Raw genomic sequence first — 13,675 nt, forward strand, 5'->3', positions numbered from 1 at the left:
AACGGCTCTCCCGTGAAGGAGAGCCGCAGTATAAAATGCTTATGAAACGCTACTTACTTGGCAGCCTTGAGGTTTGCCTCGAGCTGATCAAGGAAGGTTGCAAGTTCCTTGGGAAGCTTGTCGCCGAACTTCGGATAGTGGTTGGCGCGGATGTCTTCGACTTCCTTCAACCAGCCATCGATGTCAACAGCCAACAGCTCCTGCATATCCTCGATGCTCACACCTTCGGGGCGATCGATTGCATCTGCGGTGGGCATGACGCCGATCGGGGTGTCGATGGTCTTTGCAGTACCTTCACAGGCCTCGAAGACCCACTTCAGGACACGGCTGTTCTCACCGAAGCCGGGCCAGAGCCACTTGCCTTCGTCAGTCTTGCGGAACCAGTTGACGTAGAAAATCTTGGGAAGCTTGCTCTGATCCTTGGCAGCCTTACCGACGTTGATCCAGTGCTGGAAATACTCGCCCATGTGGTAGCCACAGAAGGGAAGCATGGCAAACGGGTCACGTCTGATGGTGCCGACCTTGAGGTCGAGAGCGGCGGCGGTGATTTCCGAACCGACGATCGAACCAAGGAATACACCATGGTTCCAGTCATGGCTCTGGTGCACCAAGGGGATGGTCTTCGGTCGGCGTCCGCCGAACAGGATTGCACTGATGGGCACACCCTTCGGATCTTCCCACTCGGAAGCAATGCTGGGGCACTGGGCGGCCGGAGCGGTGAAACGGGCATTGGGGTGTGCTGCAGGCTTCTGGGTCTTGTCACCCTTGTTCTGCACCCACTCGTTGCCGTTCCAGTCGATCAGCTTGCCGGGAGCATCGTAGCCGATGCCTTCCCACCATACATCATTGTCCTCGGTGAGGGCGCAGTTGGTGAAAATGCTGTTCTTGGAAGCACTGACCATGGCGTTGTAGTTGGAGTCATTGGAGGTACCGGGGGCAACACCGAAGAAACCGGCTTCCGGGTTGATGGCATACAGTCTGCCGTCGGCGCCGTACTTCATCCAGGCAATGTCATCACCGACGGTCTCAACCTTCCATCCGGGGATGGTGGGTACGAGCATGGCCAGGTTGGTCTTGCCGCAAGCGGACGGGAATGCACCGGTGACGAATATGCTTCTGCCTTCGGGATTGGTAATCTTGAGAATGAGCATATGCTCGGCAAGCCAGCCTTCATCATGGGCAAGGACCGAAGCGATGCGCAGGGCAAGGCACTTCTTTCCAAGCAGTGCGTTTCCACCGTAACCGGAACCGTAGGACCAAATCTCACGGGTTTCGGGGAAGTGGGAGATGTACTTGTCCTCAAGCGGAGCGCAGGGCCACTTGCCGTTGTCGCTCTGGCCTTCGGCAAGAGGCTTGCCGACGGAGTGGTAGCAGGGAACATATTCACCGTCGGTGCCAAGAACATCGAGGACCTTCAGACCGACACGGGTCATGATCATCATGTTGATGACAACATAGGCGCTGTCGGTCAGCTCTACACCGATCTTGGCGATGGGTGAGCCGATGGGGCCCATGGAGAACGGAATGACGTACAGGGTGCGACCTTTCATGCAGCCTTTGTACAGGCCGGTCATGGTCTTCTTAAGCTCAGTGGGATCAATCCAGTTATTGGTGGGACCAGCTGCTTCCTTGGACCGGGCAGCGATGTAGGTTCTGTTCTCAACGCGTGCTACGTCTGAAGGATCAGAGTTGTAAGCAATACTACCGGGTCTCTTTTCAGGATTCAGTTCGACACAATAGCCGCCGGCAAGCTGACCAGCTACCAATTCGTCATACTGTGCGGAACTTCCGTCTGCGATCACGATCTCTTCAGGGGTCGTAAGCGCTGCAAAATCCAAGATCCATTTCTTGAGCCCAGCATGCTTGATGTCATTGACGTTCATGGGGTTCTCCTCTTAGAAAAAAATACTGCAAAATTAAAATTTATATGTTACAGTTCACCCTACACTTTTATCAGAGACGACAATTAAAATCAAGTCTATCCCTAGGTTTTGGGCATTTCCAAGCCCTGATTGTCTTCTATCGTATCTCTTTTCAAGAGAAAGGCCTGCATGAGAAATCCTGAACGGTCGGCATGTACAATCTGTACCATAAGTCACATTCTTGTGTATTCATATAATAATATATCTATTTATTGCATATACTTAGTGTAATTACTGATTATCCAAGGCAAGTCTCCCTCAAAATAAGTTGCACCCATGGTCATACAGAGGATTTAAACATGGTTTCAAACAGAGAATTGGAGGGAGGAAAAGTAAGCGATTTAATTAACTCTTATTTAATCTAGCAAAGTTCTAAGATATTTAGGAAATAATACAAATTTTAGCACTATTTTGTCATATTTTTGTATCATTTTGACACAGCCAGCTTACCTGCAAGGTACATCGAAGACATGGAGGATGCTCCTGAATTAGGTAATTATTTTTCTATAATATAAGTAATTATAAGCTTATCGATCATAATGTTGCACGCATCCATCCAACACTTGAACAATCAAAACAAAAGGAAGAGAATGGATATTGCAATATTGTCCTTGAGGAGGAGATATGACAAAGTTTGAAGCCATTCTTACAGAAAAAATGAGTGCAGAGAGCCTGACAAAGCTCATGGCCTTGCAAAATGAGAAGGTTCTGCAGTTCGTAGGAACATTCGCCGAGCACTGTGATCCCACAAGCATCTATGTATGCGATGACAGTGAGAAGGATACCCAATACGTCAGGGACAAGGCCCTCGCACTCGGTGAAGAATTCACGTTGGCACACTCCAAGCAGACCATTCACTGGGACGGCTACGGTGATCAGGCACGTGACAAGAAGAACACCCGTTTCATGGTCTACAAGGAAAACATGGCAGAAATGGCAACGCTGAACTCGGTTGAATACGAGCAGGGCTACGCTGAGATCATGAGTATTGCAAAAGGCATCATGAAGGGAAAGGAAGCAGTGGTTTTGTTCTATTCTGAAGGGCCTACCCAAAGCCCGTTCACCATCCCCTGCATCCAGTTTACCGACAGCTGGTACGTCGCCCACTCCGAGAATATTTTGTATCGCACCGCCTATACACACTTTTTGAACATGAAGAAGACGGAGAAAGGTGATTTCTTCAGGTTCATCCACTCTGCAGGCCCGCTTGATGAAAACAATTGTTCGGCCGACTTGGAAAACCGAAGAATCTACATGGATACCCGGAACAACATCGTATACTCCATGAACAACCAATACGCCGGCAATTCCGTGGGACTGAAAAAGCACTCCATGCGCCTGGCGATCAACAAGTCCGGCAAGGAAGGATGGCTGTGTGAACACATGTTCGTCATGGCAGCCCTGGACAAGGGGAAGAACCGCAAGACATATTTCTGCGGCGCCTACCCTTCTGCATGCGGCAAGACTTCCACCGCCATGATTCCCGGCGAACAAATCGTTGGTGATGACATTGCCTATTTCAGGAACATCAACGGAGAATTCAGGGCGGTCAATGTTGAGTTCGGCATGTTCGGCATCATCAAGGATGTCAACGAGCAGGACGACCCGGTCATTTTCAAGAACCTGATGATGAATCAGGAAGTGATTTTCTCCAACGTCCTGTGCGGCCCCGACAACAGACCCTATTGGCTTGGTATGGGCGTTGAGGCCCCTGAAGAGGGCCGCAACCATTTCGGACAGTGGAGAAAGGGATTGCAGGATGCAACCGGCAAGGAAGTGGGCGTCGCCCACGGCAATGCACGGTACACCATGCGCCTGGACTACCTGGACAACATCGACAAGCAGGGCTTCGAGGCAAAAGACGGCGTCAAGGTGGATGGAGTGCTCTATGGCGGAAGGGACAGCGACATCACCGTTCCGGTCGAGGAGTCACCTGACTGGAAAGACGGCATCCTCATCAAGGCAGCCACCCTTGAATCGGAAACCACCAGCGCCACCTTGGGCAAGGAAGGGGTGAGAACGCCCAGTCCCATGGCCAACATGGACTTTGTCTCCTATCCGCTTGGAACCTATACCATGAACAACATCAGGTTCGGCGAATCGGTGAAGAAGCCCCCGAGAATTTTCAGCAACAACTACTTCATGCGTGATGAGAACGGCTGTTTCATGACCAGCAAGCTTGCAAAGAAAGTGTGGCTGCATTGGGCCGAGGGCCGAATCCATGGTGAATATGAAGCCTACGACACCCCCACCGGAAAGATTCCCCGCTACGCGGACCTGAAGGTCCTCTTTGCAAAGCACCTGAACGAGGAATTCCCCAAGGAGAAGTACGACTATTTGTTTACCTTCCGCTGCACCAAGTGGATTGAGAAACTGGAGAGAACCAAGGCTTATTACCAGAAAATGGACCCCAATACCCCGAAGGAGATCTTCGACTACTGGGATGAGACCATTGCAAGAATTTCCAAGGCAAGGGATACGTATGGGGACCTGATTCTCCCCGGAGCGTTCAAGGGTTAGGCCTTGAGTTCTCTATTTGTGAATACAGCACGCAGGAACCAAATCCCGCGTGCTGTATCTATTATTGGTTGAAACCAAGCAATCTAGAACATCGTCCCGTGGAACCGCGAATTGAAGCTGATATACAGCTCGGGCGGAACATCCTGGGGTATGTCCAACAAATAATCCGAAATTTTACGAATCCGTTCCTTGAGTGTATCCTTTTTATTCGCTTGGGCCTCCTTGAGGGCCTCCAGACACTCTGCAACGATTTGGTGGCTGTTCTTCACCTCTTGGATGGCCGACTTGAAGCGTTGGCTCAAATCCAGGATGATCTGTGTCGTCTCCTCGGGATGGGCTGCAATGAATGCTGGAAAATTCTGTTGGGAAATTTCCACCAGAACACAATCGGAGAGGGCGACTGCAGTAGCGTTTCTTGGCTCCTTGTCAAACAATCCCATCTCCCCCAGGCTAGAACCGGGTTTGGATATCACAAACAGTTCGAACTGCTGTGGCGTGTGATAGTTGAGAAACAATCCGACACTCCCGCTGCGAAGCAAAAACATCGTGGAACAAGGAGAGCCCTGCTCGTAGATTACCGTCCCCTTGGGAACTTCCAATACAGGATTTCCAGCGTCATGTTTCATAGTCATAGGCTGCCTCCTTCACCTCTTTAGTATACGCTGAGGGCCGAGCTGAGAACAAGGGTAGGCCACATGCCCGGGGTTTTTACGTTGTACAGGCTGGATTGACAGAGATGCAGTGCCCCACTACCCTTAAGCCATGACAGAACTCGCTCTCCCTGCAGGTTCCCTGCAAGCCGCCCTTACGGCTTTCGCCGAAGGCGCCGATGCCGTTTACCTCGGCATGAAAAGTTTCTCCGCCCGGAAGATGGCCACCAACTTCAGTTTTGAGGACCTCGCAAAACTCAGGCAGGTTGCGCTTACTCAGGACAAGAAAATATACGTAACCGTGAACACCCTCGTCGACGACTCACAGCTTGGTGAGGTTGTGCAAACCCTCAAGCAGATTGCATTCATCGGCTGCGACGGCATCATCGTCCAGGATTTGGGGCTTGTTCAGATCATCAGGACCCTGTTTCCCTCCCTTTCTCTTCATGCAAGCACCCAGCTGGCTGTGCATACGGTCGGCGGTGTGCGTGAGTTGGTTCGTCTTGGCTTTGAGCGGGTGGTTCTCGCCCGTGAACTTACCTTCGAGGAGATCAAGTACATCCGTGAGGCCTGCCCCGATGTGCAGCTGAAGGTGTTCATCCATGGGGCCTTGTGCTACAGCTTCTCAGGCCTTTGCACGGCAAGCGAGCAACTGTGCGGACGCAGTGCAAACTGCGGCGCCTGCGCCCAAATCTGCCGCAACTACTTCTCCGTCTCTGCCGATCCTGCGGTGAGCGAAGTACTCAGCCCGATTCCCGAGGGCCAGCGAGACGGGTGGTTTTTCTCCATGAGCGACCTGAAGGCGGGACCGGTGGCAAAGCAGCTTCAGGACCTCGGCATCGAGAGCCTGAAAGTCGAGGGGAGAATGAAAAGCCCCGCCTATACCTCCCTTGCAGCCCGTTACTATCGTGCTGTCCTTGATGGTCAGAGTGATACCGAAGAGCTCGACGAGGCTTTGAGCATCGTCTTTTCCCGCAGGCAGACAGGCGGCTGGCTGGCTGGGTATGGAAGAACAAAACAGGACTTCTCCATCAGAAGAACGCCCACCTTGGGAAGCACCAGCTTCCCCTCCCACCGCGGCTTGAAGGCCGGAACTGTTCTTCTGGTCAAGGAAGGAAGGGCCTTGGTCCGACTTGAACGCAAGCTCAGCCTCCGTGACGGCCTGATGTATTTTACCAAAGGAACGCGGGAACCGATCGAGACGGTGAAGTTCGGGCTTTCCCAGCTCATCGATCAGCGAGGGAGAAGCATCACCGAAGCCTATAAGGGTGATACGGTGCAAATCAATCTGCCCGCCTCGTCTGCAGTACCGAAGGCGGGGGAGCTGATCATGGTCATAAGCCGCCACGACCAGAATACCGCCCTGCTCAGTGAAGCCCTCCCCCCTGTCAAGAAACCCATCGACATGAGTATAACCATCACCGACGAAGGCCTTACCCTCTCATCAAGCCAGGGCACCCAATTCTTCGCGCTCCAGGTCTCCAAGGCGAACAAGAAGCAGGAAACAAAGGCAAATCTTACGCAGATTTTCAGCCAGAGCGATACCTCGTACTTCACCCTGGGATCACTGACTCTGGAAAATCGTACCAAGTATGGTCTGGATGAGCTGTTCTTACCGCTCTCATCACTCAAAGCGGCCAGAAGGGCATGGTATGAGAGCCTGGACAGGAACCTTGCCCGGTTCTTCACCTCCACCGAGGAGCATAAGATTGTTGCTGACAAGCAGGAGATGGAAACCCTTCCTCCCCGCTCAGCACTGCAAACCGACGCCCCCCTCCCCTTTCTTGACCTGAAAGTATTGAGGCGCAAGGTAGAGGAGGGAGCCTCCCCCTCTTCCTTGCTCTTCACCTTTGAAGACCGATTATTCCTTCCTCTCAGTCCGGTGATGTTCGACGAGCGGCAGTTCAACGCCGACCTCGATGAGCTGATCGAGGCGCTGCGTAATGAAGGAGTACTCCAGCAGGTACGCTTCGGACTGAACAATATCGGCCAGGTTTCTTATTTCGAGGAGCGGCAGCTTGCCTGCTTCTTTGACATCTACCTCTACCTTGCCAACAGCGAAGCTGCAAACCTGGCTCTTTCGATGGGCCTCAATCTCAAGGGAGGATACCTTTGGATGGAACGGCATGAAGGCGATTTCTCCTCATGGCCGTTCATCCCTGCCATCGTGGAGGATTCTTTCAAGCCGCCGCTCTTCATCAGCCGTTCGTGTTTCCGCCGTGATTCGTTGATGCAAAGCTGCGAGCATTGCCCTCATAGGGGCTCCTGGTACGTCAAGGGGGACAAGGAGCGTTACAAGGTCCTGGTCGAGGATTGCATTACGTATTTGGTGAGAGCATAGATTCAAACAATGTCCTGAACTGCTCGAACCGATAGGCTACAGGGAAGGCAAGCTTGCCTTGCCGGTGGATGTGTTCCAGTTCAGGGAGGGTCACCCACCGGTAAGCGGTGGTTTCCCCCTGCTGCAGGCGGATTGCCGAGTCTTTCATCGTCTTTCTGACCAGATAGATATCCACGAAGGAGAACACTTTGCGTGCCGTTCCAAGGAAGACCAATTCATCCTCGGTCGCAACGATGCCGGTCTCCTCCTCAAGCTCCCTCAGGGCCGCCTGGGCGCTGGTCTCTCCGCTGACCACCGAACCGGAGGTGTTCTCCCAAAGGTTTGGGTAGAGCTCCTTCTCCTCGGAACGGAGAGTCAACAGCAGCTTGTTGTCCTGGTTGACCGTCCACACCGAGACCACCACATGGTAGGTATTCTCTGGAAGGGGGCGGCCGCGAAGGTGCGTTCTGCCCAATGCCTTGCGTTCATTGTCATACAGATCCCAGTACTCTGCCATGGATGCTCCTCGATGCATGCACTATACCCATAAAAAGCAGGGCTTCCAATCCCTGACAGAGATTGAAAGCCCCGGAGTGCATGATGGTCTTGTTTAGATGAGGCCGAACCGCTTTACAAAGGCTTCGGCATTCTGAATCGACCCGCCGGCAGCGCCCTTGACGATGTTGTTGACCAGCAGGAGGAACCCGATCTTGTTGTTTTTCTTCTTGAGGCGGCCGGTATAGACAACCATTCCGCTGGGGTTTCCCCAGAAGGCATACTTGGGCTGAGGGAAGGTGTTGTCGCTGCCATACTCGACCGGCAATTCAGGAGTGGAGGGCAGGTCGGAGACTTCCTTGAAAGACGCCCAATCGGCGATGATGTCCTCGACCTCAACGTCCTGCTCGAGATCAAGCCAGACAGCCTCAAGGTGTCCGAACATGACCGGTACGCGCACGGTGTAGCAATACACTTCCGGATTGATGGTGAGAATCTTCTTGATTTCTTTCTCGATTTTCTCTTCCTCACCCTTGATGAAAGGAATGCAGTTGTCGGTGATGTCAAAAGAGGAAAGACCAGGGTATCCTGCACCGCTGACACTCTGATAGCTGTGAAGCATAATGTTCTTGATCCCGTACTTGCGAAGCGGGGCGAGGGCCATGGCCAAGCCGGTTGTCACACAGTTGGCATTGGTAACCACGAAACCCTTATCCGGATATCCCTGGTCCTTGATCAAGTCGAGCTGTTCGACGTTGGTCTCGGGAATGAGAATGGGAACATTGCTCTCATAGCGCATGGAAGCGGCGTTGGAGAAGACATAAAAGCCGTTGTCACGCAGCTGGGGCTCGGCTTCACGTGCGACTTCTGCAGGAAGAGCAGAGAAGACGATCTTGACTCCTGCTTCCTTCATCGCTTCCATGTTGAACTCTTTCACTTCCACGTCACGTACATTCTTCGGCATCTCAAAAGGCATGACCCAATGTACGGTCGAAGCATATTTCAAGCCAACGCGGGAAGCTGAAGCTGTGGTGTATGCCAATTCAAACCAAGGATGATCGGCCAGCATCCACATAAACACCTGGCCAACTGCGCCAGTAGCACCCATTACGGCAACTTTAATTTTCTTGTCCATCTACGGTTCTCCCAAACGGCAAAAGGCCGTTCATGTACGATAAAGTATCCGTACGGTACTGTTTTTACGTGAGTTTTTCAAGTGTTTGGTAACAAATAATTGATAATTTTAACAAATTGTTATTATATTAACACAGAGTTTCATCATACTAAACTTCTTTGTGCAGCAAAAGCATAGCAAATCTGTGTGATTTTGCCTAGGAGGAGCCTATCTCCCAAGTTTTATAACTTCTTGCACTGCTAAGGTAAAGGCGATTCCACTGCCAGGATTCTGCATGCAGGAAAGCTGTGCGATGGAAGCAAGAATCCTATCGGTATGTTCCCGTTTCACGAACATCATCAAAAGTTCCTTCTCGGGTACCAAAGTCGAGCCGTAAAAGGCAATGTCATCCGATTTGGCGGTTCCCCGGCCGTTGACGATGGTTCCTCCGCTTGCTCCCGCCTTGCGGGCTGCAGTCATGATATCGTCGGCATACCCGCTGGTGCAGATTACGTTGATCAGATTCCACTCTACAGTCTTTGGTGCGGAAGAGGCCTCTCCATCCCATGAAGCCGGCACGGCGGCAAGCACCCCATGCACATGACGGTCGTTGCTTATTGCTTTGAAGACTGCATCCTTGACTGCATCATTGATTACGGTCATCAGGATTTCCTTGTGGGAATCACCAAGACCAAGGATGCACAAAAGAGAGCTGGATGCGGTACCGCGTCCGGTAAGGATGGTGCCTCCGGTACTGCCGGCTTTCTTGGCTACCTGCATCAGAACATCGGCCTTCCCTTCTTCTACAATTGCAAACAACAAGGTATTTCTCATATGCTCTTTTCTCCTTTTGAAGCGTCCATTTTCTTTTGCGTTCGTTTGTAGACAAGGCCCAGAAGCTCAACAATGACTACAGGTGTCATCGAAACAAAGATTATCACCCCGAATGCATCAGTGAGGGGATTGCCTCCCACCGACACCGAGCTGCCGATGGCGAATGCAAGAATGAACGTGGAAGCCATGGGACCCGAGGAGACGCTGCCGCTATCGAAAGAGAGTCCGACGAACAGGTCGGGCACAAAGAAGGAGAGTAATACTGCCAATGCATAGGTGGTCAATACAAAGTACCAGATGGAGAGTCCGGTTATCACCCGAATCATGGCAAGAAAGAGCGACAAACCCACCCCGATTGCAAGAGCGACAAGCATGAGAGGTTTTTTGATATGTCCCTGGGTGATCTCCTGCACCTGGTTCACCAGCACCCACACGGAGGGCTCCGAGAGGACGGTGATGGCGCCGATGACCGCCCCAACCAAGAGCAGCAGGTACTGATTGTAGGTCCCGATGGCGTATCCGATCTGATACCCCACCGGGATGAAGCCGCCGTTGCTCCCCATGAAAAAAAGGGTAAGCCCGATGAAAAGATAGACAAATCCCGTTCCCATGCGGACAAGTTGGCCAAGGGGCATTTTCAACAGAAAGATTTGATAGAAAAGACAGAGCAGGAGAAGCGGAACGAGGGCTTGGGTCGTCATTGCAAGGCTCGGCTGGATGAGTGTGAGGAAGTTTCCCGCCGCAGCAACGCTGGCATCGCCCGAAGCAGCAGCGCCTCCTCCTTTGTTGAACAGGCCAAGAATTCCAAGGGCGAACGTCGGACCGATGAGGGCGAGGGAGACATACCCAAAGTTGTCGGCGTCGTTCTGTTTCTTCTGGACACGGGCGATACCGATACCGATGGCCATGATGAAAGGCACCGACAGCGGACCGGTGGCTGCTCCACCGGCATCGAAGGCGATACCCATCATTTCAATGGGGCTGAAGATGAAAAGAATGAATAACAGGGCATAGCTGACCAGATAGACCAAGCGAAGCGAGAGGTGGAAAACAACCCTGACCATGCCGACCATGAGATAGAACCCAACCCCGATGGCTATCATGGAAACAAGGGATGTCTTGGAAATCGAAGGGTTCACCCCTTTCACCTGTTCGGCCAGGACCGCAATATTCGGCTCTGCGAGAATGATGACGACCCCTACAAGAAAGCCGGTTCCAAGCAGGACCGGCAAGTGCTTGGAGCGCGTTGCCGCTGAACCTATGCGCTCACCAATGGGCAGCAATCCAATGTCGACTCCCAGCAAAAACAGGGAGAGGCCTACGATAAGCAGGAAACCTCCGATGATGAAGGATGTCAATGAGCCCGCCGGCAGCGGAGTGATGAAAAAATGCATGAGTGCAACAAGCGCGAGAATGGGAATGATGGATGATCCAACTTCCTTTAACTTCTTGAGCAACTCCATGCAATCCTCCTTGTGCTGGGAATCGGAATTTTCCTCAGTGGAATGAGATACTTTATATTATAATTATACAAAGAATTATTACTCTGTACGAGAAAAAAGGTCAAGCAGTTGAAAGTATAATTCTTTTTGCACCTACTTGACTTATTGGTTTTCAATTCGTATGATACCTTCTGTTATTGCCTTGGGGGTGTAGCTCAGTTGGCTAGAGCGTTTGAATGGCATTCAAAAGGTCAGGGGTTCAATTCCCCTTACCTCCATTGGAAAAAGTCGTTGCGAAAGCAACGGCTTTTCTGTTTCTATTGGCTCACGTCATTCTTCAATCCAAATCCAGTGGGTCTACATAAAGCTTGGCCGCATACACGCTCTGAGGGTGCATACGGCCAAGGAGAAGGAATCACCCCGACACTGGGTGAGTTTGACTATCTGTAGCGCAACGGTTTACGGAGCGGGCTGTGTCACCGTAGCTTGGTCCAGCGCAACAGAGGTTTGGGCCAACAATCTTCCGTTCATACTGGAACTGGTTTGTATGTTGATATTCGTCATGCACAGTACGACACCCTCAAAGTGAGAGTTCGCCCCCATGGTCACCGAACCTGCCACCTGCCAGAAGATGTTCTTTGCCAATGCTCCACCGGCAAGAGTCACCTGGATTGCGCTTGCCAGGGAAAGATCGCCATCAACTTGGAAAATCCATGTGTCTGTAGCGGTGCCGCTGATGATGAGATTGGCTCCACTGATATTCACTGAACTTGTCCATTTATAGAGACCAGGAGCGAGAGTCTGCCCACCGATTGCTCCAGACATGAGGTTCAGCTCATCGGGCTCGGTTCGACCGGCTGCAAAATTGTATGCTGTCTCCATATCCGATATCGCCGTAGTCAAATTCGAAGGTGTAGGCGAAGTCATGTTGGCGGCATAGAGATTGCCGGTTACCTGCGTAGAGGTTGCATAGGTTCCAATAAGAGTTTCAGAGAATCCTGTATAATAGGTTCTGGCAGCCGGGCTAAGCCCCAGATCGCCGGTAATAGCAGAAGTGGGAGTTGTCGCAACTCCGGTTTTTGACAGGATTACAAAGTCACCTGCAGTACCCAGGTCAACTACTGTGGCCCCGATGCCAGTACTGGCTGGAGAAGAAACTCCCCCATCACAAGCTATAAACGAGCCTGCAATCACGATGATTGCAAACATTGCAACGAGAACATTTCTTACATATTTGGTTTTTTTCATTGAAATCCTCCGGATCTCTTGTTTCGATGTACGGCTTCTCGCCGTACTCTGTTGGCTGCTGATTTGAAGTGCACATGCTCACAGATGATGCATCGGTAGAAAAGCGGCTCCTCTTCGAGCACGATTTCCGATACACCTGTAAATGGGTACTTTCACTGGGGAAGAAGTTCGATGTTTTTCGGTATAAGTACCAACGTATTCCGTGCAAAGTCCTTGCATTTCCAGAAAGAATGTTGGTTGGTCCTACGCCAAGATGCGCAAGCCTACTGAGGGAGGGGCCCGATACTTCAATGACACCTTCCCTACCTATATCATCACACAAATAGGCCTTATTGTCAATCAATAAATATTAATAACCATCAATTAATATAAATATTTATCACTATTTGTTTATATTTGTCAATAAACAACAACAAGGATCAGTTTAAGTCTTTTTAGACCATAGGTGTAGGAAACGTACCGATCATTGCTGAGTCTTCCTGCCCCAAAGCATGCTTCGGATATTTACGTCGGGATTCTTATACAGGCTCATGATCAGCAACTCCTCAATGGCGCTGAGAATGCCTGTGACGACCAACACCGCCGTAAACATACCATCTCCGGTCAGCAGGATCAGGCAGATGGATACCACCACCATGATGCCGGTGAGTTTATTTCCATAGGTATGCAGTGAGTAGGTGGTATGGTTCTTGATGGTACAGACGACCAGCGAGACGGTTTTGATCAAGAATATCGCATAGACACCCAGCAGATATCTCTGGATTGCGTCCATCTGGTACCGTACGACATACAGAACCAGAGCGCTGAAGAACAGCAGATCACCCAAGGAGTCAAGGCGGGATCCCAAGTCGCTCTCACAATGCAATCGGCGAGCCAAAAATCCATCCAGTGCATCGGTGATGCCGCAGACGACGATGACCCAGAACAAGACTCGGGGCTTTTGGGCAACGAAGAACATGCCGAAAGACAATACGATTCGTGAAAGGGACAGAATATTGGGGATGTTCCTGGTACCACGTCTCATAGCGTTTGCTCCTAGTTTCATAATACCAGAAAATATCGGGCTGTCAGCAGATGCAGACCAACTTTTTGTTGTTGCCAAGCTGATACCGGAACTATACTTGATGGTG

The 13,675-nt window shown here is 51.3% G+C and carries 10 protein-coding genes and 1 tRNA gene; 3 read left to right on the forward strand and 8 right to left on the reverse strand.

The features are described 5' to 3' along the window. Positions 1–53 precede the first annotated feature (53 nt). The gene (locus MUG09_RS14570) at positions 54–1,883 is read right to left on the reverse strand and encodes a phosphoenolpyruvate carboxykinase (GTP) (protein WP_244772171.1); all 1,830 of its coding nucleotides are present in this window, start codon (positions 1,881–1,883) and stop codon (positions 54–56) included. Positions 1,884–2,546: 663 nt separating this feature from the next. Between MUG09_RS14570 and MUG09_RS14575 the strand changes: the two genes are divergently transcribed. Beyond that, entirely contained in the window at positions 2,547–4,442 is a 1,896-nt protein-coding gene (locus tag MUG09_RS14575) for a phosphoenolpyruvate carboxykinase (GTP) (RefSeq protein WP_244772172.1), read from the forward strand. Positions 4,443–4,525: 83 nt separating this feature from the next. Here the strand turns inward: MUG09_RS14575 and MUG09_RS14580 are convergent, their stop codons facing one another. Next, positions 4,526–5,074, reverse strand: a complete 549-nt coding sequence (locus MUG09_RS14580) for a Crp/Fnr family transcriptional regulator (RefSeq protein ID WP_244772173.1) — start codon at positions 5,072–5,074, stop codon at positions 4,526–4,528. 130 nt (positions 5,075–5,204) lie between these two features. Between MUG09_RS14580 and MUG09_RS14585 the strand changes: the two genes are divergently transcribed. Further along, positions 5,205–7,433, forward strand: coding sequence for a peptidase U32 family protein (locus MUG09_RS14585; protein ID WP_244772174.1), 2,229 nt, complete (start codon positions 5,205–5,207; stop codon positions 7,431–7,433). Here the strand turns inward: MUG09_RS14585 and MUG09_RS14590 are convergent. From MUG09_RS14590 to MUG09_RS14605, 4 genes are all read right to left on the reverse strand, one after another. Beyond that, positions 7,411–7,929 carry an NUDIX hydrolase gene (locus MUG09_RS14590; RefSeq protein ID WP_244772175.1) on the reverse strand — a complete coding sequence of 173 codons (519 nt, stop codon included), beginning with the start codon at positions 7,927–7,929 and terminating at the stop codon, positions 7,411–7,413. The two genes, MUG09_RS14585 and MUG09_RS14590, sit on opposite strands and share 23 nt — an antisense overlap. 93 nt (positions 7,930–8,022) lie before the next feature. Continuing rightward, a complete protein-coding gene (gene asd, locus MUG09_RS14595; protein WP_244772176.1) occupies positions 8,023–9,042 on the reverse strand; it encodes an aspartate-semialdehyde dehydrogenase in 1,020 nt (339 codons plus the stop codon). Between the two features lie 207 nt (positions 9,043–9,249). Beyond that, positions 9,250–9,855, reverse strand: coding sequence for a P-II family nitrogen regulator (locus MUG09_RS14600; RefSeq protein ID WP_244772177.1), 606 nt, complete (start codon positions 9,853–9,855; stop codon positions 9,250–9,252). Beyond that, positions 9,852–11,318 (reverse strand): DUF1538 domain-containing protein, encoded by a 1,467-nt coding sequence (locus tag MUG09_RS14605; protein ID WP_244772178.1) that lies wholly within the window; start codon positions 11,316–11,318, stop codon positions 9,852–9,854. The genes MUG09_RS14600 and MUG09_RS14605 overlap by 4 nt, the downstream gene beginning before the upstream one ends. A 183-nt stretch (positions 11,319–11,501) precedes the next feature. On the opposite strand from MUG09_RS14605, the gene MUG09_RS14610 reads away from it, so the two are divergent. Next, positions 11,502–11,575: transfer RNA gene (locus MUG09_RS14610), tRNA-Ala, on the forward strand. A 181-nt stretch (positions 11,576–11,756) separates the two neighbouring features. On the opposite strand, the gene MUG09_RS14615 is transcribed toward MUG09_RS14610, so the two are convergent. Then, positions 11,757–12,545: an ice-binding family protein gene (locus tag MUG09_RS14615; RefSeq protein WP_244772179.1), complete on the reverse strand. Its 789-nt coding sequence runs from the start codon at positions 12,543–12,545 to the stop codon at positions 11,757–11,759. Between the two features lie 463 nt (positions 12,546–13,008). After that, on the reverse strand, positions 13,009–13,569 hold the full coding sequence (locus tag MUG09_RS14620) for a CDP-alcohol phosphatidyltransferase family protein (protein WP_244772180.1): 561 nt from the start codon (positions 13,567–13,569) through the stop codon (positions 13,009–13,011). Between the last annotated feature and the right edge of the window lie 106 nt (positions 13,570–13,675).

This window comes from Sphaerochaeta associata, from assembly GCF_022869165.1.
Taxonomy (GTDB): domain Bacteria; phylum Spirochaetota; class Spirochaetia; order Sphaerochaetales; family Sphaerochaetaceae; genus Sphaerochaeta; species Sphaerochaeta associata.

What these genes read in the sequence shown, in the direction of transcription:
- MUG09_RS14585 (WP_244772174.1), top strand. Translation starts at nt 5,205, where the DNA reads ATGACAGAACTCGCTCTCCCTGCAGGTTCCCTGCAAGCCGCCCTTACG.
- MUG09_RS14620 (WP_244772180.1), bottom strand. Translation starts at nt 13,569, where the DNA reads ATGAGACGTGGTACCAGGAACATCCCCAATATTCTGTCCCTTTCACGA.
- asd (WP_244772176.1), bottom strand. Translation starts at nt 9,042, where the DNA reads ATGGACAAGAAAATTAAAGTTGCCGTAATGGGTGCTACTGGCGCAGTT.
- MUG09_RS14580 (WP_244772173.1), bottom strand. Translation starts at nt 5,074, where the DNA reads ATGACTATGAAACATGACGCTGGAAATCCTGTATTGGAAGTTCCCAAG.
- MUG09_RS14570 (WP_244772171.1), bottom strand. Translation starts at nt 1,883, where the DNA reads ATGAACGTCAATGACATCAAGCATGCTGGGCTCAAGAAATGGATCTTG.
- MUG09_RS14590 (WP_244772175.1), bottom strand. Translation starts at nt 7,929, where the DNA reads ATGGCAGAGTACTGGGATCTGTATGACAATGAACGCAAGGCATTGGGC.
- MUG09_RS14615 (WP_244772179.1), bottom strand. Translation starts at nt 12,545, where the DNA reads ATGAAAAAAACCAAATATGTAAGAAATGTTCTCGTTGCAATGTTTGCA.
- MUG09_RS14575 (WP_244772172.1), top strand. Translation starts at nt 2,547, where the DNA reads ATGACAAAGTTTGAAGCCATTCTTACAGAAAAAATGAGTGCAGAGAGC.
- MUG09_RS14605 (WP_244772178.1), bottom strand. Translation starts at nt 11,318, where the DNA reads ATGGAGTTGCTCAAGAAGTTAAAGGAAGTTGGATCATCCATCATTCCC.
- MUG09_RS14600 (WP_244772177.1), bottom strand. Translation starts at nt 9,855, where the DNA reads ATGAGAAATACCTTGTTGTTTGCAATTGTAGAAGAAGGGAAGGCCGAT.